The organism is Phaeobacter sp. A36a-5a, assembly GCF_037911135.1.
Taxonomy (GTDB): domain Bacteria; phylum Pseudomonadota; class Alphaproteobacteria; order Rhodobacterales; family Rhodobacteraceae; genus Phaeobacter; species Phaeobacter bryozoorum.
On sequence record NZ_JBBLYU010000001.1, the window covers coordinates 1,039,514 to 1,064,106 of the forward strand.

Below are 24,593 nucleotides of genomic sequence, written 5' to 3' on the forward strand. Positions count from 1 at the left end.
GGGTGCGGCAAGAGTGTTCCTTATGGCGTTAAAACTGGCCGTATCCTTCAGTTGCAGGGTGTATATTAAATAATTGATATTATTCCGAAAAATCATGATTCTGGTTTGCTGGCCATCGGCTTTCGATCATGCTGGCATCGCTCCCTCGGGTTAATGTTTGAGCAATGTCTCTTGGGTATTGAATTTCTAGTGAACTTTCAATGTTAGGCCGAGGGTAAAGATGTTTTTCAAGAAAGACGCAAAGAAGAAGTCGGCAGAGTCGACGATGCAGCAGTCGGTCATGGACATGATCGACCGGACGCAGGCGATGATCCAGTTTGAACCTGATGGGACCATCATCGAAGCCAATGCCAACTTCCTTGGCGCGATTGGCTACCCTCTTGAGGAAATCCAAGGCAAACATCATTCGATGTTCGTGGACCCGGATTACGTCCGCAGCGAGGCCTACACCGCGTTCTGGCGGGATCTTGCGGCTGGCAAGGCGTTTACGGATCAGTTTCCGCGTGTTGCCAAATCGGGCAAGACGATCTGGATCCAGGCCACCTATGCCCCGGTTCTGGACAGCGAAGGCAAGACGATCCGCGTGATCAAGCTGGCCTCCGATATCACTGCGCGGCAGAACTGTGTTGAGGAAATCTCCAGAGGGCTGGAAGCGCTGAGCGACGGCGACCTCAGCTACCGTGTACCAACAAGTGATCTGCCGGATATGCGGGTGCTTTGCGATGCGTTCAACAAGGCGCAGGACACCTTGATGGGCGCGGTTGAAACGGTGAAAGCTGTGGCCGAGGCCGTGGGCAGCACCGCCTCTGAGATCAGCCAATCCTCCAGCGAATTGTCGCATCGCACCGAAACCCAGGCCGCAACCCTGGAAGAAACGGCAGCGGCGATTGAGGAGCTGACCTCGACCGTGCGCTCGGCCGCTGATGGCGCCCGCGAGGTCGAGGAAATTGTAAGCAACGCCCGCGTCACCGCCGAAGAAAGCGGTGAGGTGGTGAATAGTGCGGTCACGGCCATGTCGCAGATCGAGGAATCATCCGGCAAGATCTCCCAGATCATCTCGGTCATTGACGACATTGCGTTCCAGACCAACCTGCTTGCACTGAACGCCGGCGTTGAAGCCGCGAGAGCAGGCGAGGCAGGGCGCGGGTTTGCCGTTGTGGCCTCCGAAGTGCGGGCGCTGGCGCAGCGGTCCTCTGATGCGGCGGGCGAGATCAAGCAATTGATCACCGAAAGCTCGCAATATGTTGGCAATGGCGTGAAACTGGTGAGCCGGGCGGGGGAAGAGCTGCAAAAGATCATCGGCAGCGTCAGCACGATTTCCGGCCATGTCAGCCAGATCGCAACCGGCGCCGCCGAGCAATCGGTCACGCTGGTGGAAATCAACACGGGCGTCAGCCAGCTGGATCAGGTGACCCAGCACAATGCGGCGATGGTTGAGGAGGCGACGGCTGCCAGCCAGACCCTGTCCAACGACGCCAATGAGCTGACCCGCCAGATCTCCATCTTCAAGACCGGTTCGGGCGGGCAGAACATCGTGTCCTTCGCAAATGGTGGCGCTGGCGGCTATGGTGCGCGGGCTACCGGCTAGGGCCTGACATAAATGCGGCAGACCTGGGGTTGAGCTGGTCCGACCACTGCTGCGTCACAAGCGATGATATCTGGGGGCACGTCTGTACCAATGGCCCCCGGCAGGCCACCGTCGTACCGCGAGAGCAGGTGCGGCGGTTGTCCGTTTTGGATGTACGCAAGTTCCTGATCAGGCGCGTCCGGCCTGATGATCGTTTGGGCCTGCATCGAAACACAGATTTCCCGATCGGCCAAACCGTCATGGAGAACCTGATCAGGATCAAAGACGATCGAGCGGTCGCGATGGTCTAAGAGGGCAGTTCTAAATGACATCTGCCAACCATGACCGGAGTGACCGACATGATCCGCCTAGCGTCCATTCTCTATTCCCTGATCGGCAGCAGCCTTGCCGGCGCTGGTGTGATCGCGGTGCTGGTCGCCGGTCACGTTTCGGTGGCTGCCATCCTTATGGCGGCGGCCATCGGTGCTGTTGCTGGCCTGCCGGTGTCCTATCTCGTGGCGCGTCGTCTGTATCAGGGATGATTCCTGGTCGGTCTGGCGCGGTATCCCCGGTCAGGCGTCAAAGAACCCGCGGGCTGTGGCAACAAATGCGCGCGGGTTTTCTGCATGAAGCCAATGGCCGCAGTCCGGAAGCTTGGCGAAATGCGACTGGCTGAAGCGGGCTTTGATCAAGGGGCGGTGCTCGGCGAGGACATAGTGGGATGCAGCGCCGGAGAGAAACAGCGTGGTGCCGTCCCATTGCGCCTCGGTTTCGGGAAAACCCATAATCTTGGGCATATCACGTTCCAGCGTGTCCAGGTTCAGCCGCCAGCGTTTGTTGGGCAGGTCAAGCGACTGAGTGAAGAAGCTCTGCAAAGCTTTTTCGACCCCCAGTTCTGCCAGCTGGGCCTCCGCATCGGAGCGCCGCTCAACCCGTGACAGATCGACCTGACGCATGGCGTGGATGAACTGGATCTGGCTATGGCCATAGGCGACCGGGGCGATATCGGCGACCAGGAGACGGCGCAGCGCGTCAGGGTGATTGAGCGCGAGTGTCATCGCCGCCTTGCCGCCCATGGAGTGGCCGATCATATCGACCGGACCGCCGTGCTGCTCGATGACCTCGGCAAGGTCGCTGGCCAGATCGAGATAGCTGTGGCTCTCCGTCCAGGTGCTGTTGCCGTGGTTGCGCATATCGACGGCGATGACCTCGCGATCATCACAGAGCCGCTTGGCAATCGCGCCCCAGTTGCGGGCGGATCCATAGAGTCCATGCGCGATCATCAAGGTGGGTTTATCAGTCGGGGCGCCATGGCGGATGGTGTTCAGCATGTCCCCGTGATAGCGCCCGATCACGGCGGTCGCCAGTCCCTTTGCGCGGGGGATTGCCCCAATCCTGACCAGAGCGGCCCAGCCATTGAGCGTCGGACCCGGCCCGGCTAAGGTGCGCGACACTCCTCATACTTCGGGCAGCCCATGGCAGAGACACTTCTGAAAGAGATCGAACAGGTTCAGGATCTGCTGAAGGACCGTGAACAGGCGGGCGGGGATCTCTCTGCGGCGTTGAACCGGGCGCGGCGACGGCTGCCCCGACGGATTTACCAGCAGGGGCTGCGACTGGCAGAGGCACAGCATCTTCTGGCGCATCCGAAACTGGCGCTGACGGTGGATCACGAACCGCTGCAACGCGCGGCGCGCGAGGTGAGCAAACATCTGAAATCCATTGATCTGGCCGATCGGCGACGGGGGCGGATACTGGACATCGTTGCGACGATGGCATTTTCACTGATCGTTGTTGCGGTGCTGCTGGTGGTGGTGCTGCGCTGGCGGGGTTTTATCTGATTGCTCTTTTGTTTGCCTGCCTGAGGCGATAACTTGAACGTGGTTCAAGATTGAGGGGCAGAGCAGATGGCGAGCAAGGCCGAAATCCGCAAGCAAGAGTTGCGCGAAAAGCTGGTGGCAGCGGCCGAGATCCGCATTCGCCGCGACGGGGCAGGGGCGCTGCGGGCACGTGATCTGGCGACCGATGCAGGCTGTGCAGTTGGGGCCATCTACAACGCTTTCGACGACATGAATGCCATCGTGATGGCTGTCAACGGGCGGACTTTTCAGGCGCTGGGGCTGGCGGTGCAGCGATCGCTGGTTGGCGCGCAGACGCAGGCGCCAACGGACCGGCTGATCCTGATGAGCCACGCCTATCTGGGGTTTGCGGCTGAAAACACGCGGCTCTGGCGGGCCTTGTTCGATGTTCGGGCGGAGGAGGTCGAGGTGCCCGACTGGTACAGGGCGGCGCTGGAGAAACTATTTGCCAATATTGCCGCGCCTGTTGCCGAGATTTTTCCTGATAAGGCGCCTGAGGATCTGGCGCTCATGGTGCGGGCGCTGTTCTCGGCGGTGCATGGAATCGTGCTTCTGGGGCTGGAGAGCCGGATCTCCGGGGTTCCGATCGCCAAGATCGAGCGGATGATTTCCGAGGTATTATCGCGACTTGCATGATCTCTTGAACGTTGTTCAAAATATACCTTGAACAACGTTCAGGATTTTTCTATACCAGATTTATGAACGATGTTCAGATTTGGAGGATGTGATGTTTGCAACGATTAAGACCCTGATCCGAGGCATTGATGCACGTGCCGAGGAACGGTTGAGCGACACCTATGCGATTGATCTGATCGACCAGAAGATCCGCACCAGCGAAGCAGATCTGGCCCGTGCGAAGCAGGTTCTGGCCGGGTTGATCCAGAAATCCCGTATGGAAACCCGGCAGCTGGATGCGGTGACGCTGCGGATTGCGGATCTGTTGGAGCGGGCGCAGGCAGCGCTGAGAGAGGGGCGGGAGGATCTGGCCCAGACAGCTGCCGCCGCGATAGCCGAGCTGGAGAATGAACAGGCCATGCGCCGCCGTACCGTCGATATGCTGGAGCAGCGCGGCCTGCAATTGCGCCAGTCGGTCGAGGCCAGCCATCGTCGCCTCATGGATCTGAAACAGGGCGCCATCGCGGCCCGCGCCACCCGCAAGGCGCAACATGCGCATGGCGGCATGGCCCGCAGCGCCGGTTCCGGTGACACGCTGGGAGAGGCCGAAGCCCTGATCAATCGGGTGATGTCTGCCGAAGACCCCTTTGAACAGAGTGCGATCCTCAAAGACATCGAAACCGGGCTGAGCCATGGCTCGGTGGCCGACGATCTGGCTGATGCAGGGTTTGGGAAGCCGACCCGCAGTACTGCTGCCGATGTGCTGGCACGGCTGCACGCAAAAGCCTGACACAACACGTATAGGGCCGATGCGCCCGATATCTGATTGACCTTAACACCACCTATGACCAACCGGGAGAAATCCAATGACAAACACACGCAATGACAACAACCTGATCATCACTCTCAACGTGGCCGGTGTGGCCGTGGCTTACGGAATGCTGGGCATTTCGCTCTGGCTGTCGACCGATGTGCCGCTTGCGACCAAAGGGTTCTGGGGCATGGGGATCATGCTTCTGACGCTGAGCCTGATCAATGTTGTGAAATACCGTTTTGATATCCGGTCCAGCGAGGATCGCATCCGCCGTATCGAAGAGGCGCGCAATGAGAAGATGCTGGAGGAGGCTCTGGCAGAGACCAAATCGCTCTGATCCCAGTGGGCAGAGATCATGAATAGAAAACCGCCGCGCGCCATGGGCCCGCGGCGGTTGTTGTTTGTTTCCGCGAACGGATCAGTGGTTCGGGTAGAGCGGGAAGCGGGCGCAGAGGGCGGCCACTTTCTCGCGTACCGATGCCTCAACAGCGGCGTTGCCATCTTCACCATTGGCTGCCAGGCCGTCGACCACCTCGATGATAAGATCGGCAATCTCGCGGAACTCGGCTTCACCAAAACCACGGGTGGTGCCTGCCGGGGTACCGAGACGGATACCGGAGGTCACGGTCGGCTTCTCCGGGTCAAACGGAATGCCGTTCTTGTTGGTGGTGATATGGGCGCGGCCCAGAGCCTTGTCCACGATATTGCCGGTCACGCCTTTCGGGCGCAGGTCGACCAGCATCACATGGGTGTCGGTGCCGCCAGTGACGATGTCCAGACCGCCCTTGATCAGCTGATCGGCCAGCGCGACGGCATTGGCCCGCACCTGCTTCTGGTAGTCTTTGAACTCGGGGCGCAGTGCTTCACCGAATGCGACGGCCTTGGCGGCGATCACATGCATCAGCGGGCCACCCTGGATGCCGGGGAAGATCGCGGAGTTCACTTTCTTGGCGATATCGGCGTCATTGGTCAGGATCATGCCACCGCGCGGACCGCGCAGGGTCTTATGCGTGGTGGTGGTCGCAACATGGGCATGGGGGAAGGGCGAGGGGTGTTCACCCGCCGCAACCAGACCGGCGAAATGCGCCATGTCGACGTGCAGATAGGCGCCAACCTTGTCCGCGATCTCGCGGAAGCGGGCAAAGTCAATCACCCGCGGAATGGCGGAACCACCGGCGATGATCAGCTTGGGCTGATGCTCCAGCGCCAGCGCTTCGACCTGATCATAGTCGATCAGGTTGTTGTCTTCACGCACACCGTAGTGGATGGCGTTGAACCATTTGCCAGACTGGTTGGGACGCGCACCGTGAGTGAGGTGGCCACCAGAGGCGAGGTCCATCCCCAGGATGGTGTCGCCGGGCTGGATCAACGCCTGGAACACACCCTGGTTGGCCTGCGAACCGGAGTTGGGCTGAACGTTTGCAAATTCGCAGTTGAACAGCTGTTTTGCGCGGTCGATGGCAAGATTTTCTGCAACATCAACATATTGGCAGCCACCATAGTAGCGACGCCCCGGGTAGCCTTCGGCGTATTTGTTGGTCAGAACGGAGCCCTGAGCCTCCATCACGGCGGCGGAAACGATGTTCTCCGATGCAATCAACTCAATCTCGTCGCGCTGACGGCCGAGCTCATCCGTGATCGAGCCGAACAGCTCCGGGTCGCGCTCTGCGAGGGATTGGGTAAAAAAACCGGGGTCGCGGGAGGTGGTCTCGGTCATGATGACACTCCATCAGTTGGCGTAGTATTCGAGAGATTTCCTATCGGAAACACCTAGGCCCCGAAAGCCCGGAATGCGACGAAATCCCCGCTGAGAGCGGCAAGACTGGCAATCTTGGGAAAGCTGTGATTGTTTCGGAACGAATTGCGTAACACCGGAAACAGATTTGATGACAATGAGAATCGCCTTTCTGGCCAGCCGGGCTCCGGTGGCGCAGTCAGCTCAAGCCGAGATGGTCGCACGCTACGGAAACGTGCCCAAGGAAGAGGCGGATGTGATCGTTGCGCTTGGCGGCGATGGCTTCATGCTCGACACGCTGCACGACACGATTGATCTGTCGGCGCCGGTCTATGGCATGAACCGAGGTACTATCGGCTTTTTGATGAATGAATATGGCGTCGTTGACCTGATCGCGCGGCTGATGGCAGCCGAGGAAGAGATTATTAACCCGCTGTCCATGGTCGCACTGGATGCAGAAGGGCAGACGCATCGGGCTCTGGCTATCAATGAGGTTTCATTGCTGCGGGCCGGTCCGCAGGCAGCCAAGCTGAAGATCTCTGTTGATGATCGTCAGCGTATGGCGGAACTGGTCTGTGACGGGGCGCTTGTATCAACGCCAGCGGGGTCGACGGCCTATAATTATTCGGCGCATGGTCCCATTTTGCCCATCGGTTCGGATGTGCTGGCATTGACCGCAATCGCCGCCTTTCGTCCGCGCCGCTGGCGCGGTGCCTTGCTGCCCAGCAATGCAACAGTGCGGTTTGATGTGCTGGAACCTGAGAAACGGCCCGTGATTGCGGCCGCGGATTCCGTTTCTTTTGCCAATGTTGTTCAGGTTGAGATCGCAACCCAGACCAGGATCCGCCACAAGATCCTGTTCGACCCCGGCCATGGGCTGGAGGAACGGTTGATTTCGGAGCAATTCACCTAAGGTAGATGGCCATTGCCCGGGGTGGATCACGTGTTTGTGATCGCAAGGATCGCGTTTTTGTGCGATAGTCGAACTCTAGACAAGGCCGATGCCAGCGGTGACAGCCAAAGGGCATAGCGCTCTCAAGAAGAGAGGCGCAGGATCTACCGGGATGGCCATCGGCCCCTATATTTTAAGCAGCTAAGATTTTGCTTCAGCCGGACTGTGCGGGTATTGATCCGTACGCGTTTGGATCCGCGAAGGCGGGAAACGCCGGGGCGATGGTCCCGCAACCTTCGTGTGATGTTTGTGAACGAGTATCCGGTGGTATCGGAAAATCCGGGGGTCGGTGTGAGCCGAGTCCCGGGTTTCCTTATCCGCGAGCGTGTTGGTTTCCCGCGGTTCTTTTCGCGCACCCATAGTATGTATCCGACCATCTGCCAGCCGGGTTAGAGCTGCTCCCACAGTCTATCACACATGCGCCCGATCCGATCCTCAATGGCGATACAGGCGTCCACTGCCATGTCCTCGCGCCAGCGCGATGCTGCGATCTGCACATTGATCGGCTGCGATCCTGAGGGCAATTTGGCAAGGCGGCTGGGAACCGAGGCCGCAGGCAGGCCGAGGAAGTTCATCGCATAGGAATAGACAGCACAGCCCAGCACCTCATGCACGCCTGCCGCCCCTTCGGTGTCGCGGTCGGGTTTGAAAAATGGCTGCGGCAGGAACGGGGTCAATACCAATGGGTAGCGCTGCATGAAGAGCGACCAGTCACGCGCGTATTGCGTGCGTTTGGCCATCATCTGCAGCAGCTCGACGCCGGCAAAGGGCGGGAATTCCTCAAAATAGACTGCAAAGATATCCCGCACCGTTTGCGACCCGGCTGCGTCAACATCGTCTTTCATCAGGGCATAGACCTCGCCCATCAACGCGCGGTACCCTGTGCGCCCGGCATCGAAGACATCGGGGAGCAGGGTTTCCTCGACGATATAGCCTGCATCCAGCAGGGCCGCGCGCGCGTCATCCAAGGCGGCCTCCACCTGCGGGTGGAGTTCGTAGCCGTAGGTCTCCTTGGAAAAGGCGACGCGGATTGGGCCTTCGGTGGCCTGACCGTGCCAGGGCATCGGCACGTGGAAGGGATCGCGAGGATCGGGCGCAATAAGGCTGGGCATCGACAGATGCAGATCCCGTGCCGTGCGGGTGATCAGCCCCTGTACGGACATATTCTGCGCCAGTATTCCACGCTCTGCGCTTTGGCTGGGGTTCCAGGCAGGCACGCGGCCAAGGCCGGGTTTGACGGTTACCGCGCCATTGGCAGCGGCGGGAAAACGTAAAGAGCCGCCGATGTCATTGCCATGGGCCAGCGCGCCGATCCCGGCCATCACCGCCGCACCGGCCCCGCCGGAGGAGCCGCCAGGCGAGATATGGCACCCCCAGGGATTGTGCGTGCGCCCAAAGAGCGGGTTGTCAGTGTCGGCGCGAAAGGAGAACTCAGGCGTGTTGGTGCGACCAATCACGACGGCCCCTGCATCCTGGAGGTTCTTCACCACCGGCGCATCATCCGGCGCGATCAGGTCCTTCAGCGCGGTCACACCGTTGGAGGTGGCGTGGCCCTTCTGATCGACGTTGATCTTGATGGTGACTGGCACACCGTGCAGCGGACCGGGCGTGGCACCCGCATCGCGCGCCTTGTCTAGCGCTCTGGCCCGCTCCAAGGCGTCACTGCCCAGATCCTCGACAACGGCATTCAGATCGGGATTGACCGCTGCCATGCGGTTGATGGAGGCGGCAACGGCGGCTTCGGCGGTCAGATCTCCCGCTCGGGTGTGCTGTGCCAGTTCCGTTGCGCTCAGGCGCCAGATGTCGATGTGTGTCATATACATGCCTCCTTCCCGGCAGGGTAGGCGGGCACGACCGAGTTGCAAGGAAAACCGCGCGGCACATCATACAAAGACAGGCTCCGCCGGGTGGCGAAGCCTGCGTTTGTCAGAAGCCTGCGCGCGTCTTACTTCGCGTATCCGAGAGTTTGCAGCGCTGTGGTGATCTCGTCCAGAATGGCCGGGTCATCGATGGTCGCGGGCATCTTCCACGGCGTGCCGTCGGCGATGTTCACCATCGTGCCGCGCAGGATCTTGCCGGAGCGGGTCTTGGGCAGGCGGTCCACGACGCAGGCCAGTTTGAACGCCGCCACCGGGCCGATCTTCTCGCGCACCAATTTCACCACCTGCGCGACTACCTCCTCATGGGGCGTGTTGCAGCCAGCATTGAGGCAGAGGAAACCCAATGGCATCTGCCCCTTGAGGCTGTCGGCGGCGCCAATTACCGCGCATTCAGCGACATCCGGGTGGCCTGCCAGCACTTCCTCCATGCCGCCGGTGGACAGGCGGTGGCCCGCCACGTTGATCACGTCATCCGTGCGCGCCATGATGTAGAGGTAGCCGTCCTCGTCCTTCATGCCGGCATCGCCGGTCTCATAGTAGCCGGGAAAGGTGGTGAGGTAGCTTTTCTTGAAGCGGTCCTCAGCATTCCAGAGCGTCGGCAGCGTGCCCGGCGGCAGCGGCAGTTTCACCGCAATCGCGCCCAGCTCGCCCGGCGCCACCGGGTTGCCGCCTTCGTCCAGAATATCGACTTCATAGCCCGGCATAGGCACGGCGGGGGAGCCGAGCTTGACCGGCAGTTCCTCGATCCCCAGCGGGTTCGCGGCAATCGACCAGCCGGTCTCTGTCTGCCACCAGTGGTCGATCACCGGCACCTTCAGCTGCTCCTGCGCCCAGGTGATGGTGTCGGGGTCCGCACGCTCGCCGGCCAGGTAGACCTGTTTGAGGCAGCCGAGGTCGTATTTCTTGACGTATTCGCCCTTCGGGTCCTCGCGTTTCACTGCCCTGAAAGCAGTCGGCGCGGTGAAGAAGCTCTTGACCTTATGCTCGGAAATCACCCGCCAGAAGGTGCCCGCATCGGGCGTGCCGACGGGTTTGCCCTCGAACACGATTGTGGTGTTGCCGTGAATAAGCGGCCCGTAGCAGATATAGCTGTGGCCCACGACCCAGCCCACATCGGACGCAGCCCAGAACACGTCGCCGGGATCGACGTTGTAAATGTTCTTCATGGTCCAGTTCAGCGCCACCAGCTGGCCTGCGGTGTGGCGGATCACCCCCTTGGGCTGGCCAGTGGTGCCGGAGGTATAAAGGATATAGGAAGGGTGGTTGCCCTCAACGGGCACACATTCGGCAGGTTCCACACCGTATTGGAAACCGTGCCAGTTCACGTCGCGGCCTTCGATCAGCTCGGCCACTTCCTGCTCGCGCTGGAAAATAACGCAGAAGTCGGGTTTGTGGGTGGCCAGGTCGATGGCGCCGTCCAGAAGTGGTTTGTAATGGACCGTCCGCCCCGGCTCCAACCCGCAGGAGGCGGCGATGATCGCCTTGGGCTTGGCATCATCGATCCGCACCGCCAGTTCGTTGGCGGCAAAGCCGCCGAACACCACCGAATGCACCGCGCCAATGCGGGCGCAGGCCAGCATCGCCTCCAGCGCCTCGGGGATCATCGGCATGTAGATGATGACGCGGTCGCCTTTCTCCACGCCCTTGGCCCGCAGCGCCCCAGCCAGGGTGGCGACACGGTTGCGCAGCTCAACATAGGAGATTTCGCGCTTCGTCTGGGTGATGGGGCTGTCGTAGATGATCGCCGTCTGCTCTCCCCGGCCTGCTTCGACATGACGGTCGACAGCGTTGTAGCAGGTGTTCACCTTTGCATCGGCAAACCATTCGTAGAGCCCATCGCCCTTGTCGGTCAGGGCCTTGCTCGGCGCGCGATCCCAGCTGATCGACGCTGCGGCTTCCATCCAGAATTGTTCCGGATTGGACCTCCAGCTCTCATAGACCTCTGAATACGACATGCGGTTCCTCCTCACTCATCCTTGGAGGTGAGTTAGGCGCATGGATCGCCACCGGGCAAGCGTGCTGGGCGACGTCGCGTCAGATTGGCGCAAGAAATTTGCATTTTTTGCCGGTGTGGCGTTGCAAAGTTTTGCAAACAGGGTGCGTTCGCGGAATTTACAGCAAGATGAAGCGCAGTTTGCAAAGTCTCTGCGCAAGCCTCAGAAGCCGGTCGTCTGAGGGAGGGTGGGGCAGGCACTCTGATTCGAGGCCACGTGCCTGCTCTGTTTGTGGCGCTGCGGGATCTGCGCCCCGCAGCCAGCCGTCAGCTGTAGTGGGCGACGGGCGTTCCGGCGATTGCCGCCATGTTCAGCAGCCCGCGGGCGGTGATCGAGGGGGAGACGATATGCGCGCGATTGCCCATGCCCATCAGGATCGGCCCGACCTCCAGCCCGCCGGCTCGCATCTTGAGGATGTTGCGCACACCGCTGGCGGCATCGGCATGGGCAAAGATCAGCACATTGGCCTCGCCCTCCAGTCGCGAATTCGGGAAGATCCGGCTCCGCAGCTCAGGATCCAGCGCGGTATCGATATTCATCTCGCCTTCGTAGATGAAATCGCGGGGCGTCCGGTCGAGGATGTCGATGGCCGCGCGCAGCCGTGCGCCGGAATCGCAGCTGGTATTGCCAAACTGCGATTGCGAACACAGGGCGATCTTTGGCTCCAGGCCAAAGCGGCGTACGTGGCGCGCGGCGCCCAGAACCGTTTGCGCAATCTGTTCCGGGGTTGGTTCGATCCGCACATGGGTATCACCGATGAACAGCGGCCCGTCCTCAAGGATCATCAGTGACAGCGCCCCATGGGGCTCATAGCTGCCACCGCCAAGCACCTGGTTCACGTAGTTCATATGCCAGCGATATTCGCCAAAGGTGCCGCAGATCATGCTGTCGGCCTCGCCCCGGTGGACCATGATTGCGCCGATGGCCGTGGTGTTGGTGCGCATGATCGCCTTGGCCAGATCCGGGGTCACGCCTTCGCGCTGCATCACGCGGTGGTAGCTGGTCCAGTAGTCGTAGTAACGCGGATCGTTCTCCGGGTTCACGATCTGGACGTCGGTGCCGGGGCGGATGCGCAGGCCCAGCCGTTCACAGCGGGTTTCGATCACCTCGGGCCGACCGATCAGGATCGGCGTTTCGGTGGTCTCTTCAAGGATGCCCTGAGCCGTGCGCAACACCCGCTCATCTTCGCCCTCGGTGAAAACGATGCGGCGCGATGCAGCCTTTGCCGCCTCAAAGACGGGTTTCATCAGCAGGGCGGATTTGAATACGGTCTGGTTCAATTTCGCGCGGTAGGCGACAAGATCATCAATCGGACGCTGGGCGACACCGCTGTCCATGGCGGCCTTGGCCACGGCGGAGGACACCACACCGACCAGACGCGGGTCAAACGGCTTGGGGATGAGGTAGTCGGCGCCAAAGGTCAGCTGTTCGCCCTGATAGGCGGCTGCCGCCTCGGCCGAGGTGGTCATCCGGGCCATTTCGGCGATACCCTCGACACAGGCGATCTGCATGGCGTCGTTGATCTCTGTCGCGCCCACATCCAGCGCCCCACGGAAGATGAAGGGGAAGCAGAGGACGTTATTGACCTGATTGGGAAAGTCGCTGCGGCCGGTGGCGATGATGGCGTTGGGGGAGACGCTGCGCGCCACATCCGGCAGGATCTCGGGGTTGGGGTTGGCCAGGGCAAAAATGATCGGACGATCCGTCATCTTTGCCACCATCTCCGGTTTCAGCACATTCGGGCCGGACAGGCCGAGGAAGAGGTCCGCGCCCTCGATCACCTGATCCAGCGTGCGCAGGTCGGTTTTCTGTGCAAAGGCGGACTTATGCGGGTTCATATCCTCGGTGCGGCCTTCATAGACCAGCCCATGCAGGTCGCAGAGCCAGATATTCTCACGCTTCACGCCCAGTTTCACCAGCATGTTGAGGCAGGCAATCCCCGCCGCGCCACCACCGGTGGAGACAATCTTGATGTCTTCGAATGTCTTACCCGCGACGTGCAGTGCGTTTTTGGCGGCTGCGCCCACGACGATTGCGGTGCCGTGCTGGTCATCGTGGAAGACCGGGATATTCATCCGCTCGCGGCAGATCTTTTCAACGATAAAGCAGTCGGGGGCCTTGATATCCTCAAGATTGATCGCCCCAAAGGTCGGCTCCAGCGCGCAGACGATATCGGCCAACTTCTCCGGATCGCTTTCGTTTACTTCGATATCGAAACAGTCGATACTGGCGAATTTCTTGAACAGGACGGCCTTGCCTTCCATCACCGGTTTCGACGCCAGCGCGCCGATGTTTCCAAGGCCGAGGACCGCTGTGCCATTGGTCACAACCGCGACCAGATTGCCGCGCGACGTATATTTCGCCGCGTCCGCAGGATCGGATTTGATTTCGATGCAGGCCTCTGCCACGCCCGGCGAATAAGCCCGCGCCAGATCGCGGCCATTGGCCATCGGCTTGGTTGCGCGGATCTCCAGCTTACCGGGGTTGGGATAGGCGTGATAGTGCAGCGCGGCATCGCGCAGGGTTTGGGTGTCGGACTTTGGATTTTTGGTCATCAGGCGCTCCAGAGACTATAGTTTAGCATTAAACGACTTTTGACGTCAGGGAAACAGACTATTCTCGTTGGGTGTTTGGGGGCTTTCGCAAGAGCTTGCGCCCGAGCGCGCTTGGTCTCACTGTGTGGCAAAAGACCAAAAGGGAGCGAAGAATGGCGGATACGATTGCGGAGCTGCGGCTGCCGACGCAGGAGCTTCGGGACGACATCCCGTTTTACACCAAAACCCTCGGGATGAAGCTGGACTCGATCTATCCGGCAGATGATCCGGCTATCGGGGTGTTTTCGGGCCATGGACTGCGGCTGCGGATCGAGCGCGGCGCCGCTGAAGCACCCGGCACCATTCGCATCCTGACTGATGATCCCGATGGGTTTGCCGGTGGTGCCCGCAGGCTGACCGCTCCCAATGGCACCCAGATTGAGATTGAAGAGCGCAACCCACCACTGGTGATGCCCGAAACAGTGCATAGTTTTGTGGTTCGGCGGCTGAAGGATCAGGCGCCCTGGATCATCGGCCGCGCAGGCATGCACTACCGCGACCTGGTGCCGGACCGGCTGGGCGGCTCGATCATCGCCAGCCACATCCGCATTCCCGACGGCGGCCCGGTGCCGGATATGGTGCATTTCCACAAGGTGGGCTTTCAGCTGATCTTCTGTATCCACGGCTGGGTTGATGTCGTCTATGAGGATCAGGGAGACAAGATGCGGCTGACCGCCGGTGATTGCTTCATCCAGCCGCCGGAGATCCGCCACCGGGTGCTGGAGGCCAGCGACAATGTGCAGGTGATCGAGATCGGCGTCCCGGCCGAGCATGTGACCGAGATCGACCACGAGATGACCTTGCCGACGCCGCACTACCGCCCCGAACGGGAATGGCAGGGCCAGCGGTTTGTTTACAACAAGGCAGAAGGCGCCGAATGGATGCCGTTCCGCCTGCCGGGCTACATCTGCCGCGACACGACGATTGCCGAGAATACCAAGGGCGTCGCAGGCGTACAGGTGGTGCGCCGCGGAGAAGGCGCGCCGCAGTGGGCCGCGCATGACACCGATATCCATTTCACATTTGTCATGAACGGCACAGTCACGCTGGAGGGCGAGGGCCGCGAGCCTTATCAATTGGAACAGGGCGATGCCTTCGTCATTCCGCCGGGGATGAAAACCCGCCTCAGCGCGCCGTCGGATGATGTGGAACTGCTGGAGGTGACGCTTCCGGGTGTGTTCAACACCAGCTTGGCAGAGCCAACGGTCTGACCGCAGATCCTGGGTGGATCATCAGGCAATAGCGGTATTGGCCGGAGGATGTGATATTGTGGTTCAGCTTGGTCGAGGGGGCTTTCGCTCCTTCGGCAAATTCAGCTATCGTCTCAAATTCTGACCAGTTGATCAAAAAAATCAGGGAATCGCCATGAGCCTCAAAGATGCTGCCACCGCCGTTCGTGAAAACGCACACGCGCCTTATTCCAACTTCAAGGTCGGTGCGGCGATCCGGGCAGCATCCGGTACGGTCTATGTTGGCTGCAATGTGGAAAACGTTGCCTACCCAGAAGGCACCTGCGCAGAGGCCGGTGCCATCGCCGCAATGGTTGCCGCAGGCGAGACGAAGCTTGAGGCGGCATATGTGATTGCCGATTGCCCGGCGCCAATCCCGCCCTGCGGCGGCTGCCGTCAGAAGCTGGCGGAGTTTGGCGCGCCCGAGGTCAAGGTGACACTTGCCACCACAGATGGGCTGGAGCGCGAAACCACGATTGGCGATCTGCTGCCCGGCGCCTTTGGCGCGGACCATATGGAACGGAGCTGAGCCATGGACGCACGCGCGATCATCGCCAGCCTGCGCCGGGGAGAGACACCCGGCGATGAAGACCTGCGCTGGTTTGCCGAAGGATTGGCCAATGGGGCCGTCTCGGATGCGCAGGCGGGTGCGTTTGCCATGGCGGTTTGTCTGCAGGGGCTTGGCGTCGATGCGCGGCGGGCCTTGACGCTGGCAATGCGTGATAGCGGTGACGTGCTGCGCTGGGATCTGGATGGGCCGGTGCTGGACAAACACTCTACCGGTGGGGTCGGCGATTGCGTGTCGCTGCTGCTGGCACCCGCGCTGGCGGAATGCGGTGCCTATGTGCCGATGATCTCCGGTCGGGGTCTGGGCCATACCGGCGGGACGCTCGACAAGATGGAAGCCATTCAGGGCGTCAGCACCCAAGTGTCCGAACAGGGGCTGCGCAGCATGATGCAAAGCGTAGGCTGCGCCATCGTCGGGGCGACCGCAGAGATCGCCCCGGCGGACAAGCGGCTATATGCGATCCGTGATGTCACCGCCACGGTGGATAGTCTGGACCTGATCACCGCCTCGATCCTGTCAAAGAAACTGGCGGCCAGCACCGATGCGCTGGTTCTGGATGTGAAAATCGGCTCCGGTGCCTTCATGAAAACGCTGGAGGAGGCCGAGGCGCTGGCCCGCAGTCTCACTGAGACGGCGAATGCGGCCGGTTGCAGGACCTCGGCGCTGATCACTGATATGAACCAGCCTTTGGCGCCCGCGCTGGGCAACGCGTTGGAGGTGGCGGAGGTGATGCGGGTGCTGACCGGTATCTGCGGCCAGACGGGCGCCTTGGCGGAGCTGACGGCGGAGCTGGGAGGTGTCTTGTTGGCACATGGCGGATTGGCGGCGCAGAGCCATGCCGGGGCGGATATGATCCGCAAGGCCATTGCCAGCGGGGCGGTTGCCGAACGTTTTGCCCGAATGGTCGCCGCGATGGGCGGCCCGACCGATTTCGCGGACCACTGGCACACAATTCTGCCGACGGCTCCGGTGGTACGCCCCATCACCGCAGATCGGGCGGGCCATGTTCACGCTATCAATGGCGAGGCGCTCGGCCTTGCGGTCGTGCGGCTGGGCGGCGGGCGGATGATCGAAAGCGACGTGATCGACCCCTCCGTCGGACTGGCGGAGCTGGCGCCGCTTGGACGCACGCTTTCAGTCGGCGACCTGATTGGTGTGATCCATGCCGCTGATGAAGACGCCGCTGATGCAGCCGAGGCCAGCCTGCGCGCAGCCTATCAGCTGTCTGATAGCGCGCCGGAGCGGCTGCCGCTGATCTACAAGAGGGTTTCCTAATGGCGCGTGCGTTTCTGGTGGTGATGGATTCCGTCGGTATCGGTGGTGCGCCAGATGCTGGTCAGTATTTCAATGGTGATCTGCCGGACATTGGCGCCAATACGCTGGCCCATATCGCCCAGGCCTGCGCTGCGGGCCGCGCCGAGGAGGGGCGCAGCGGTCCGCTGCAGGTGCCAAATCTGGATCGGCTCGGGTTGGGGGCTGCCGTGGCGCAGGCCTCGGCGGTGCCTTGCCCTGATCTGGGTGGGGCGGAGATTATCGGGCGCTGGGGTGTCGCCCGCGAGATCAGCCGGGGCAAGGATACCCCCTCTGGTCATTGGGAACTGGCGGGCCTGCCGGTGCCTTGGGATTGGTGCTATTTCCCGGATCAGACACCCGCGTTTCCGGATGATCTGGTGGCCCATGTCTGCGCGGCGGCCGGAACCGAGGCTCTACTTGGCAATTGCCATGCCTCGGGTACTGCGATCATTGCCGAACATGGCGCCGCGCATATGCAGTCGGGGCAGCCGATCTGTTATACCTCTGCCGATAGTGTCTTCCAGATTGCCGCCCATGAGGAGAGCTTTGGTCTTGACCGGTTGTTGGCGCTCTGCGAGGCGGTGGCCCCCTATCTGCACGCGATGAAGGTGGGGCGGGTGATTGCGCGGCCCTTTGTCGGGACGCCCGAGACCGGATTTCAGCGCACCACAAACCGGCGTGACTACGCCATCATGCCGCCTGAGCCGATCCTGACCAATTGGGTGCAGGATGCCGGTCGACCAGTGCACGCCATCGGCAAAATTGGTGATATTTTCTCTATGCAGGGGATTGATACGCTGAAGAAAGGCGATGACGCGAGGCTGATGCGGCATTTGCAGGCGGCTGTGGCTGAGGCCGAGGACGGCAGCCTGACCTTTGCCAATTTTGTCGAGTTTGACAGCCTCTACGGGCATCGTCGCGATATCTCGGGCTATGCGCGGGCGCTGGAATGGTTTGACCAAGAGATCGGCAAGCTGCTGCCGCAGCTGCGGGATGGCGACCTGCTGATCCTGACGGCCGATCATGGCAATGATCCGAGCTGGCCCGGCACCGATCACACCCGTGAACAGGTGCCGGTGCTGATGGCCGGCGCGGGGGCCGGACCGCTGGGCAATCTGGCATTCGCGGACATGGCAGCGACCGTGGCGGACCATCTGAAAATCCCTGCTCAGGGGCCGGGCCGGTCGGTGCTGACCTGATTGAAGCGGGCGGATGAGATGGCGGCCTCGGCAGCGTCTGCGCGCTGAACGGCGCCCGAATTTGCAGCGGTTGGAGACGATAGCCGACAAATCCGCCTTGCCTGTCCCACAGTGCAGGCACTAAGAGAGATTGAATTTTCCTGAAAGGAGCGCCCAATGTCCGATCATCTGACCGTTGTCGACCACCCGCTGGTGCAGCACAAGCTCACCCTGATGCGCGACAAGGGCACCTCTACCGCCGGTTTCCGCCGCCTGCTGCGCGAGATTACCCAGCTGTTGGCCTATGAGATCACCCGCGAGATGCCGCTGACCACCACCACCATCGACACTCCGATGGAGGAAATGGAGGCACCCATCCTTGCGGGTAAGAAACTGGCGCTGGTGTCGATCCTGCGGGCGGGCAACGGGATGCTGGACGGCGTGCTGGAACTGATCCCCTCGGCACGGGTCGGCTTTGTCGGTCTCTACCGGGATGAGGAAACCCTGCAGCCAGTGCAATATTACTTCAAGGCACCCGAGGGGCTGAAGGACCGGTTGGTCATTGCGGTAGATCCGATGCTGGCAACCGGCAACAGTTCGGCCGCGGCCATCGACCTGCTGAAAGAGGCCGGAGCAAATGACATCCGTTTCCTCTGCCTGCTGGCCTCGCCCGAGGGGGTGGAGCTGATGAAGGAGAAGCATCCGGATGTGCCGATCGTGACGGCCTCGTTGGACCGGCAGCTGAACGAGAAGGGGTATATCCTGCCCGGGCTCGGCGATGCGGGTGATCGGATGTTCGGCACCAAATAAGCCTGCGGCCAGCGTGCAGCTCTTGGGGCGGCATGGACACAAGGCACGGCCACGAAGCCAAGGGCGTCTGGCAACAGGCGCCTTTTCCATGTCCGTCGGCTGACACACCCGGGCGCGGGGAGGGTAACGGCAGCGATGTCTCTGGGATCTTTCGTGAAATCGGGGAAACCCTGCTTTACTCAGATTCGCTTTTCGGGCATCCTGCGGCCATATGTTGTGGGGCTCTCGGATGACGCTTACTAGAATTATTGCAAGTGCTTTGATCGCGGCGGCCTGCTTCGGCACAGCAGAGGCGCAGTCGATCCGCCCCACCGAACCGCCGGCAGAATTTCCGCCCGCCTCCTTTGCAGGCAAGCAATATGTCGACAGTCGCGGCTGTGTTTTCATTCGGGCGGGGATCGACGGCAATGTCACCTGGGTGCCGAGGGTAACCCGCAGCCGCAAACAGCTCTGCGGCTTCCAGCCCACTGAGCTTGCTGCGGCCCCCAGTTCGCCGAGAGCCACTTCGGCTCCGGCGCCGGAGCTGATCACCCTGCCGGAGGGGCAGCGAGCGAATAATCTGGAAGGCGCCGTAACAGCAACTACAGAGCCGGTTGCAGCAGCGCGCGCGCCGCAGACCGTCACCACCACCAAGCCGCAGCGCAGTGCCGTGCGACAGGCAAAGCCGCTTCGGGTTGGCACATCAACGGCGAAGCTGCCGCGCCGACAGCCACTGGATGATGCCTATCGTCCGCCCGTCAGCACCGTAACCACGGCCAGTTCGGCGCCGGGCTTTGGCCGCTGTCCCGGCGCGTCTGCCCTGAGCCAGCAATATATCAACCAGACGGGCAATGTGCGATGCGGGCCGCAGGGGGGCAGCAGCCGCCTGTCCTCGGTTCTGGATCCCAACACCCGCGTTGTTCCCAAGCATGTCTATCAGGAGCGCAGCCTGAGCCGAGGACTGGTAGTGCCGCAGGGGTATCGCCGCGCATGGGAGGATGACCGTCTTAATCCGCGCCGGGCGGAGATGTCGCTGGGCGGCGTACTCGCGGCGGCCAACGATGGCGTGCCTGCGGGATATGTGCGGGTGATCCATCAGGATCGCTACAATCCGAACCGCGGGCCGCAAACCGGCGCGATCTGGACGCGCACCGTTCCCCGCGAAGGCATTCGCCGTCCAGTCGATCGACCGGTTGTGAAGCTTTCGCAGAGACAGCTTGCAGGAGATGCGAGCACGTCCGTGGGCACCGATGAGGAGACTCTGGTCACCCGTCTGTCGACCCGGTCGGCGCCTTCCGGCGATGCGACATCAGCGCGCGCGGCCTCGGCTTCGATGGCCAAACCTCAGTCATCTCCGGCGACGCGGTATGTGCGCGCGGCGACCCTCGCCGATGTAAGTCAGGCCGACGCCGTGGCTCAACGGTTGCGCCAAAAGGGGTTGCCGGTGCGTCTGGGTCGGGTCAACCGCAATGGTCAGAGCCTGCAGGTCGTTCTGGCAGGGCCTTTTGTCGGGGAGGCGGCGCAAGCGGCCCTGTCGACAGTGCGCGCGGCCGGGTTCTCTGGCGCGCGGCTGAGCAAGTAATCACGACGGTGGGTCCGGTCAGCCACGTTGTTTGGCCAATCTGCGTTCACGCAACGGAGCGGGGGCGGCTTGGCGCGGCGCTATGATTGCGCCAACCGCTTTTAGAACGTCAGAGATATTTGACTTTTTCGTCTCATCGTTAATCCAACACGGCCCCGGCCGAACTCCTCCTTCACAACATTGTCGCAATATCGGCAAATGGCTCGCGGACGTTCTGTATTGTCCTAACAATTGCGCCGCGCCATTGTGCCAATATGCGTCAGCCCACAAAGCAGCAGTTAGATAGACGTGACCGCCGCAACGCCGATCTTCGAGTTCGGGGAAGCTCCCTTGCAAGGATTGCCTGCGAATTGGGAGTGACGGACTCTGCGGTACTTTGGTAGGCAAAAGAATGAGTAGATCGCAAAGATTGAGCAGGCGTTGGCCGACGCTTCGCAAACTACGCCAGAGCAGCTTACCCCTGATCTTTGCGAAGAAAACTAGAGCGGCCATCCATGGGCGACGCAGCGAAAGCGGGCAGTGAGCCCTGAGTTACGGATACTGCAGCGCGTACAAATGCCCGCTCTGCAGTTCCTGTGAAGAAGAGGCGAACTGCTAGAAAGTGGTCGTCTATTCGATGCCAAGAGCAAACGGCGCGCCGTCTGGATCACGCAGAATGGGGTTACGGGCTTGAACAGTTCCCTTCACATCCACAGGAGCCAGACACGCGCCTTTGGCTTCAGCAGCACGGCAGGCATCGGCGACTGAAGCAACCTTGATGCACGGGACCCAAGCTGCATTTGAATCGGTTGGCCAGGTCGCGGCATGTTGGAGTGCAACAAGATCGCCCTCAGGCCCGAGGAGTGCAAGACAATCCGTGTCCTGCTCGGGAGAGACCTTCCATCCAAAAAGCTCTGCATAGAACGCCAGCGGGAAGTCAGTCCCGATGCCGACGTACACGTCAGGGCCGAACTGCCGGTGCGGAACAGGGAAGCTGTGCCGGGACAGCGAAATCCCGACCAGAGCACCGAGCGGATCGCGGACGAGTGCATTGCGACCGACACCCGGCACCTCGAATGGCTCCCGAACGATCTTGCCTCCGAGCGTGGCGACGCGTCTGACCGCCGCGTCCACGTCGGGAACCTCGATGTAGGCGATCCAGCCATTTTCCTGCTCGGCAGGCGTCTCGGCCAACCCCGCACCCGCTTCGTCCCCGGAGAGGGCGAGGATGAAATCCTTCTCGCCGCCTCCCCAGGCAAAATCCGTCGCCCGCTCGACTTCATACGTCCATTTGGCCACGTGCTGGTAAAATGCCATCGAACACGCCCTGTCCGATGTGAAAAGATCGTGCCATACGATTTGACCTGCTTTCGACTGCGTCATCGTCTTACCTCCTGACATCTTTGATTTTCTTGACGCCGCGCACCATTTTTCCGAACGCCCTGTCGCGCGACCTGCGTTCCACAAGGCTCGCGGAGTTGAACGCGTCCTCCGCTATCAGCTTACGCCATCTGCCAAGCCGACGGGCATCGAGAACGCCATCATCAACAGCCGTCAGAATCGCGCATCCCGGCTCGGTCTCGTGCTGACAGTCGTTGAATCGACACCGCGCGGCCAACTCCTGAATATCGGCAAAGAGATCATTGATTCCGTCCGCCGCATCGGTGAGCTGCAATTCCCGCATGCCCGGCGTGTCCAGGATCAGACAGCCATTGCGCATAGCATGAAGCTCACGCCGCGTCGTCGTATGCCGCCCCTTCGCGTCGTCCTCGCGAATGGTCTGGGTCTCGATGGATTGGCTGTCGAGCAACGCATTGGCCAGCGTCGATTTCCCAACACCGGATGAGCCAAGGAACGCTACCGTCTTGCCGGGCTTGCACCAGGTCGCAAGGTCTGTCTTCGGGGCAGAACCGCGCGCGTCAAGTGCGACGACGTCGATTATGTCCGACACCGCGTGGGCCGCGTCAATGTAGTCTTCAGGATCCGCCAAGAGGTCGGTTTTCGTGAGGACGATGACGGGCGTGATCCGCGCCTCGAACGCCAAGGAGGCATAGCGTTCAAGCCGGGCCAATTTGAAGTCCTGATTGCAGGACGTGACGATAAAGGCCGTATCAATGTTCGCCGCGATCAGTTGTTCCTGCCGGTCGGTGCCGGGCGCGCGCCGCTTGATAAGGCTGGCACGCTCAAGAGCCCTACTGGACCGCGGGTGCGACTGGTCCAGCAACAGCCAGTCCCCGACAGTCACATCGGCTCTGGGCGGAAGGATGGTATCGATGCCGTCACCAAGGGCGTGCAGCCCGCTGCGATGCACTTCGACAACGCGAACAGGAGGTATCGCGGCCATGTCTTCCACGCTAACTTGCTGGGTGAAAAACGGTTGCCATCCTAGTGCCTGAAGGGGGCTGAGTTTGGCCTGTGATCCGGTGTCGCGCGCGCGACGCGGAAGGAAGTCTGAGTAATCCCTCGTCATAGGGTGTTCACTTTCATATCTCTGGCCCAAGTCAATTTTGGGCGCCGATGGTAGGAAACGAGTGAGCACATCAAACCGACCCGTCAGCTACAAAGTGACGGCGATGTTTGCGATTTTGTATGTGCTCCGGGAGGCGCGCTGCCTCCCTTCCTTACCGGGACATGAAAACTCCATTACAGATGACGTGCAGATAGTGGGGAAACATGCACAACACAACCGTTGATGGCTGATTTGGAACTCGTCTTCAGGTATCTGTAGCAGCCATTCAGCAGGAAAAAGGTATGTCAGCTCCGTCGCACTCTGCCGACCCTGGAAACGTTCGCGGTGAAGTTCCGATCGGGATCCCGAATGCTTGACGTTTGCGTCAGTATTGCGTGCAGCGGCCCGGTGACAGGATGCAGAAATCTCAACGCATCGTGTCAGAGGTGCGATGTGTTCCACACCGGTACTGTTGGATCAGCCGCAGATGCTTTGTAGCTGCACCCAGTCGCGGTCATTCAGTACCGGCTGCAAGTCACGGCCCGCCATCGGATCGGCCTCGATCAGGCCGAGCACTGTTTCACCGGTAATGTCCTGAGCGTAGGCATAGGGGCTGGAGGGAACGGCAGCACGGGCAAATTCAGCGAGTGTCGTGGCCTCGTCCGGCGTGGGGCGCGGCGCGCTAATGACGGTTTCCGCATAACGGTCGAGGGTTGCACGGGTCAGTTCACCGGTTGTGAGCATCCTGAAGGTGGCGCGAATGCCGCCCGCGGCCAGAAGCTCGGCCAGGGGGTCTTTTTCCACCGCACGGGCGCGCTCAACCAGTACCGCGCCAGCTGCTACCGCCGGATCTTCGTGATCCTCCACCAGCTCGCGGTTCAGAAGCACGATGCCACCTGGTAGATAAAGGCTGCTGGCCACGCCGCTGCGCAGGATCACCAACTGACGCACATCCAACCGCTCTGCGAGACGTTCCAGAATGGGCGCGGTCTCCAATGTGCTGCAGGCCTGACCTGACACCCGTTCGATCCGGCCAAGCAGCGCCTGTCCCAGCGCCTTGCGTTTGATGTCCGGCACCACATTCACCGTATGCGAGAGCAGCGCATCGGGCAGCCAGAACACCGCCAGACCGGTCACGACAGCCAGCGCCGACAGCAGCGTCACCGAGCGAAGGCGACCGGGGCGGGCACGAGCGCGGGTGAGGGCGGATTGCAAACGGTCGATTGCGTCCAGCATCGCGGTTTCATCTTCGGCGATCTCCAGCGTTTCGCCCTGATCTCCGTAAGGGTGGAACAACGCGGGGAAACTGCCGGGGTTCTGTCGCTCTAGCGCTGCCAGTGACCAATGGGCCAGTGGCCGGTCATTCATATCCGCAATGGTCAGGGTCGCGTCGCCAACCGAGACGATCACATCGCGCCGCTGCGCGTCAGGGGCAGCCCGCCACAGCGCAGCAGCTTCCAGCCGTTGATATTCCCGCAATGCCGTCATGAATGGGGCGCGTCCTCACCGTCGATTG

22 protein-coding genes are annotated in these 24,593 nt (G+C 61.3%); 14 read left to right on the forward strand and 8 right to left on the reverse strand.

Annotation, left to right across the window (positions count from 1 at the left end):
- Nucleotides 1-220 precede the first annotated feature (220 nt).
- Both WLQ66_RS04880 and WLQ66_RS04885 read left to right on the forward strand, forming a co-directional pair.
- On the forward strand, nt 221-1,588 hold the full coding sequence (locus WLQ66_RS04880; protein WP_340545248.1) for a methyl-accepting chemotaxis protein: 1,368 nt from the start codon (nt 221-223) through the stop codon (nt 1,586-1,588).
- 338 nt (nt 1,589-1,926) lie between these two features.
- Entirely contained in the window at nt 1,927-2,109 is a 183-nt protein-coding gene (locus WLQ66_RS04885; protein ID WP_340546300.1) for a hypothetical protein, read from the forward strand.
- Between the two features lie 30 nt (nt 2,110-2,139).
- On the opposite strand, the gene WLQ66_RS04890 is transcribed toward WLQ66_RS04885, so the two are convergent.
- Nucleotides 2,140-2,898 carry an alpha/beta fold hydrolase gene (locus WLQ66_RS04890; protein ID WP_340546301.1) on the reverse strand — a complete coding sequence of 253 codons (759 nt, stop codon included), beginning with the start codon at nt 2,896-2,898 and terminating at the stop codon, nt 2,140-2,142.
- A gap of 144 nt (nt 2,899-3,042) precedes the next feature.
- On the opposite strand from WLQ66_RS04890, the gene WLQ66_RS04895 reads away from it, so the two are divergent.
- The 4 genes from WLQ66_RS04895 to WLQ66_RS04910 all read left to right on the forward strand — a co-directional run bounded on the left by WLQ66_RS04895 (nt 3,043) and on the right by WLQ66_RS04910 (nt 5,192).
- Nucleotides 3,043-3,408 (forward strand): hypothetical protein, encoded by a 366-nt coding sequence (locus WLQ66_RS04895; protein ID WP_340545249.1) that lies wholly within the window; start codon nt 3,043-3,045, stop codon nt 3,406-3,408.
- A gap of 66 nt (nt 3,409-3,474) precedes the next feature.
- Nucleotides 3,475-4,062 (forward strand): TetR/AcrR family transcriptional regulator, encoded by a 588-nt coding sequence (locus WLQ66_RS04900; protein ID WP_340545250.1) that lies wholly within the window; start codon nt 3,475-3,477, stop codon nt 4,060-4,062.
- A gap of 91 nt (nt 4,063-4,153) precedes the next feature.
- Nucleotides 4,154-4,831, forward strand: a complete 678-nt coding sequence (locus WLQ66_RS04905; protein WP_340545251.1) for a PspA/IM30 family protein — start codon at nt 4,154-4,156, stop codon at nt 4,829-4,831.
- A gap of 76 nt (nt 4,832-4,907) precedes the next feature.
- The gene (locus WLQ66_RS04910) at nt 4,908-5,192 is read left to right on the forward strand and encodes a YiaA/YiaB family inner membrane protein (protein ID WP_260101729.1); all 285 of its coding nucleotides are present in this window, start codon (nt 4,908-4,910) and stop codon (nt 5,190-5,192) included.
- An 81-nt stretch (nt 5,193-5,273) separates the two neighbouring features.
- Here WLQ66_RS04910 and glyA read toward each other — a convergent pair whose 3' ends face one another.
- Nucleotides 5,274-6,572: a serine hydroxymethyltransferase gene (gene glyA, locus WLQ66_RS04915; RefSeq protein WP_340545252.1), complete on the reverse strand. Its 1,299-nt coding sequence runs from the start codon at nt 6,570-6,572 to the stop codon at nt 5,274-5,276.
- A 169-nt stretch (nt 6,573-6,741) separates the two neighbouring features.
- Here glyA and WLQ66_RS04920 point away from each other — a divergent pair, with 169 nt between their 5' ends.
- The gene (locus WLQ66_RS04920; RefSeq protein ID WP_340545253.1) at nt 6,742-7,503 is read left to right on the forward strand and encodes an NAD kinase; all 762 of its coding nucleotides are present in this window, start codon (nt 6,742-6,744) and stop codon (nt 7,501-7,503) included.
- A 428-nt stretch (nt 7,504-7,931) separates the two neighbouring features.
- On the opposite strand, the gene WLQ66_RS04925 is transcribed toward WLQ66_RS04920, so the two are convergent.
- Nucleotides 7,932-9,359 (reverse strand): amidase family protein, encoded by a 1,428-nt coding sequence (locus WLQ66_RS04925; protein WP_340545254.1) that lies wholly within the window; start codon nt 9,357-9,359, stop codon nt 7,932-7,934.
- Between the two features lie 128 nt (nt 9,360-9,487).
- A complete protein-coding gene (prpE, locus tag WLQ66_RS04930) occupies nt 9,488-11,377 on the reverse strand; it encodes a propionate-CoA ligase PrpE (RefSeq protein WP_340545255.1) in 1,890 nt (629 codons plus the stop codon).
- A gap of 40 nt (nt 11,378-11,417) precedes the next feature.
- Here prpE and WLQ66_RS04935 point away from each other — a divergent pair, with 40 nt between their 5' ends.
- Complete coding sequence (locus WLQ66_RS04935) at nt 11,418-11,597, forward strand: hypothetical protein (protein ID WP_340545256.1); 180 nt, start codon at nt 11,418-11,420, stop codon at nt 11,595-11,597.
- A gap of 85 nt (nt 11,598-11,682) precedes the next feature.
- On the opposite strand, the gene WLQ66_RS04940 is transcribed toward WLQ66_RS04935, so the two are convergent.
- A complete protein-coding gene (locus WLQ66_RS04940; RefSeq protein ID WP_340545257.1) occupies nt 11,683-13,971 on the reverse strand; it encodes an NADP-dependent malic enzyme in 2,289 nt (762 codons plus the stop codon).
- A gap of 152 nt (nt 13,972-14,123) precedes the next feature.
- Between WLQ66_RS04940 and WLQ66_RS04945 the strand changes: the two genes are divergently transcribed.
- The 6 genes from WLQ66_RS04945 to WLQ66_RS04970 all read left to right on the forward strand — a co-directional run bounded on the left by WLQ66_RS04945 (nt 14,124) and on the right by WLQ66_RS04970 (nt 20,649).
- Complete coding sequence (locus WLQ66_RS04945) at nt 14,124-15,221, forward strand: cupin domain-containing protein (RefSeq protein WP_340545258.1); 1,098 nt, start codon at nt 14,124-14,126, stop codon at nt 15,219-15,221.
- A 154-nt stretch (nt 15,222-15,375) separates the two neighbouring features.
- Nucleotides 15,376-15,768 (forward strand): cytidine deaminase, encoded by a 393-nt coding sequence (locus WLQ66_RS04950; protein WP_340545259.1) that lies wholly within the window; start codon nt 15,376-15,378, stop codon nt 15,766-15,768.
- Nucleotides 15,769-15,771: 3 nt separating this feature from the next.
- Nucleotides 15,772-17,082: a thymidine phosphorylase gene (locus WLQ66_RS04955; RefSeq protein WP_340545260.1), complete on the forward strand. Its 1,311-nt coding sequence runs from the start codon at nt 15,772-15,774 to the stop codon at nt 17,080-17,082.
- Nucleotides 17,082-18,299 (forward strand): phosphopentomutase, encoded by a 1,218-nt coding sequence (locus tag WLQ66_RS04960; protein WP_340545261.1) that lies wholly within the window; start codon nt 17,082-17,084, stop codon nt 18,297-18,299. Before WLQ66_RS04955 ends, WLQ66_RS04960 begins: the two co-directional genes overlap by 1 nt.
- Before the next feature lie 156 nt (nt 18,300-18,455).
- A complete protein-coding gene (gene upp / locus WLQ66_RS04965; RefSeq protein ID WP_014874324.1) occupies nt 18,456-19,088 on the forward strand; it encodes a uracil phosphoribosyltransferase in 633 nt (210 codons plus the stop codon).
- A gap of 229 nt (nt 19,089-19,317) precedes the next feature.
- A complete protein-coding gene (locus WLQ66_RS04970; RefSeq protein ID WP_340545262.1) occupies nt 19,318-20,649 on the forward strand; it encodes an SPOR domain-containing protein in 1,332 nt (443 codons plus the stop codon).
- A gap of 609 nt (nt 20,650-21,258) precedes the next feature.
- Here the strand turns inward: WLQ66_RS04970 and WLQ66_RS04975 are convergent.
- The 3 genes from WLQ66_RS04975 to WLQ66_RS04985 all read right to left on the reverse strand — a co-directional run bounded on the left by WLQ66_RS04975 (nt 21,259) and on the right by WLQ66_RS04985 (nt 24,565).
- Nucleotides 21,259-22,011, reverse strand: a complete 753-nt coding sequence (locus WLQ66_RS04975) for a VOC family protein (protein ID WP_340545263.1) — start codon at nt 22,009-22,011, stop codon at nt 21,259-21,261.
- 4 nt (nt 22,012-22,015) lie between these two features.
- Nucleotides 22,016-23,098 (reverse strand): ribosome small subunit-dependent GTPase A, encoded by a 1,083-nt coding sequence (rsgA, locus tag WLQ66_RS04980; RefSeq protein WP_340545264.1) that lies wholly within the window; start codon nt 23,096-23,098, stop codon nt 22,016-22,018.
- A 456-nt stretch (nt 23,099-23,554) separates the two neighbouring features.
- Nucleotides 23,555-24,565: a hypothetical protein gene (locus tag WLQ66_RS04985; RefSeq protein ID WP_340545265.1), complete on the reverse strand. Its 1,011-nt coding sequence runs from the start codon at nt 24,563-24,565 to the stop codon at nt 23,555-23,557.
- Nucleotides 24,566-24,593: the final 28 nt, after the last annotated feature.

What these genes read in the sequence shown, in the direction of transcription:
- glyA (WP_340545252.1), bottom strand. Translation starts at nt 6,572, where the DNA reads ATGACCGAGACCACCTCCCGCGACCCCGGTTTTTTTACCCAATCCCTC.
- prpE (WP_340545255.1), bottom strand. Translation starts at nt 11,377, where the DNA reads ATGTCGTATTCAGAGGTCTATGAGAGCTGGAGGTCCAATCCGGAACAA.
- WLQ66_RS04900 (WP_340545250.1), top strand. Translation starts at nt 3,475, where the DNA reads ATGGCGAGCAAGGCCGAAATCCGCAAGCAAGAGTTGCGCGAAAAGCTG.
- WLQ66_RS04885 (WP_340546300.1), top strand. Translation starts at nt 1,927, where the DNA reads ATGATCCGCCTAGCGTCCATTCTCTATTCCCTGATCGGCAGCAGCCTT.
- upp (WP_014874324.1), top strand. Translation starts at nt 18,456, where the DNA reads ATGTCCGATCATCTGACCGTTGTCGACCACCCGCTGGTGCAGCACAAG.
- WLQ66_RS04935 (WP_340545256.1), top strand. Translation starts at nt 11,418, where the DNA reads ATGGATCGCCACCGGGCAAGCGTGCTGGGCGACGTCGCGTCAGATTGG.
- WLQ66_RS04955 (WP_340545260.1), top strand. Translation starts at nt 15,772, where the DNA reads ATGGACGCACGCGCGATCATCGCCAGCCTGCGCCGGGGAGAGACACCC.
- WLQ66_RS04925 (WP_340545254.1), bottom strand. Translation starts at nt 9,359, where the DNA reads ATGACACACATCGACATCTGGCGCCTGAGCGCAACGGAACTGGCACAG.
- WLQ66_RS04950 (WP_340545259.1), top strand. Translation starts at nt 15,376, where the DNA reads ATGAGCCTCAAAGATGCTGCCACCGCCGTTCGTGAAAACGCACACGCG.
- WLQ66_RS04985 (WP_340545265.1), bottom strand. Translation starts at nt 24,565, where the DNA reads ATGACGGCATTGCGGGAATATCAACGGCTGGAAGCTGCTGCGCTGTGG.
- WLQ66_RS04940 (WP_340545257.1), bottom strand. Translation starts at nt 13,971, where the DNA reads ATGACCAAAAATCCAAAGTCCGACACCCAAACCCTGCGCGATGCCGCG.
- WLQ66_RS04970 (WP_340545262.1), top strand. Translation starts at nt 19,318, where the DNA reads ATGACGCTTACTAGAATTATTGCAAGTGCTTTGATCGCGGCGGCCTGC.
- WLQ66_RS04920 (WP_340545253.1), top strand. Translation starts at nt 6,742, where the DNA reads ATGACAATGAGAATCGCCTTTCTGGCCAGCCGGGCTCCGGTGGCGCAG.
- WLQ66_RS04975 (WP_340545263.1), bottom strand. Translation starts at nt 22,011, where the DNA reads ATGACGCAGTCGAAAGCAGGTCAAATCGTATGGCACGATCTTTTCACA.
- WLQ66_RS04905 (WP_340545251.1), top strand. Translation starts at nt 4,154, where the DNA reads ATGTTTGCAACGATTAAGACCCTGATCCGAGGCATTGATGCACGTGCC.
- WLQ66_RS04895 (WP_340545249.1), top strand. Translation starts at nt 3,043, where the DNA reads ATGGCAGAGACACTTCTGAAAGAGATCGAACAGGTTCAGGATCTGCTG.
- WLQ66_RS04945 (WP_340545258.1), top strand. Translation starts at nt 14,124, where the DNA reads ATGGCGGATACGATTGCGGAGCTGCGGCTGCCGACGCAGGAGCTTCGG.
- rsgA (WP_340545264.1), bottom strand. Translation starts at nt 23,098, where the DNA reads ATGACGAGGGATTACTCAGACTTCCTTCCGCGTCGCGCGCGCGACACC.
- WLQ66_RS04890 (WP_340546301.1), bottom strand. Translation starts at nt 2,898, where the DNA reads ATGCTGAACACCATCCGCCATGGCGCCCCGACTGATAAACCCACCTTG.
- WLQ66_RS04960 (WP_340545261.1), top strand. Translation starts at nt 17,082, where the DNA reads ATGGCGCGTGCGTTTCTGGTGGTGATGGATTCCGTCGGTATCGGTGGT.
- WLQ66_RS04880 (WP_340545248.1), top strand. Translation starts at nt 221, where the DNA reads ATGTTTTTCAAGAAAGACGCAAAGAAGAAGTCGGCAGAGTCGACGATG.
- WLQ66_RS04910 (WP_260101729.1), top strand. Translation starts at nt 4,908, where the DNA reads ATGACAAACACACGCAATGACAACAACCTGATCATCACTCTCAACGTG.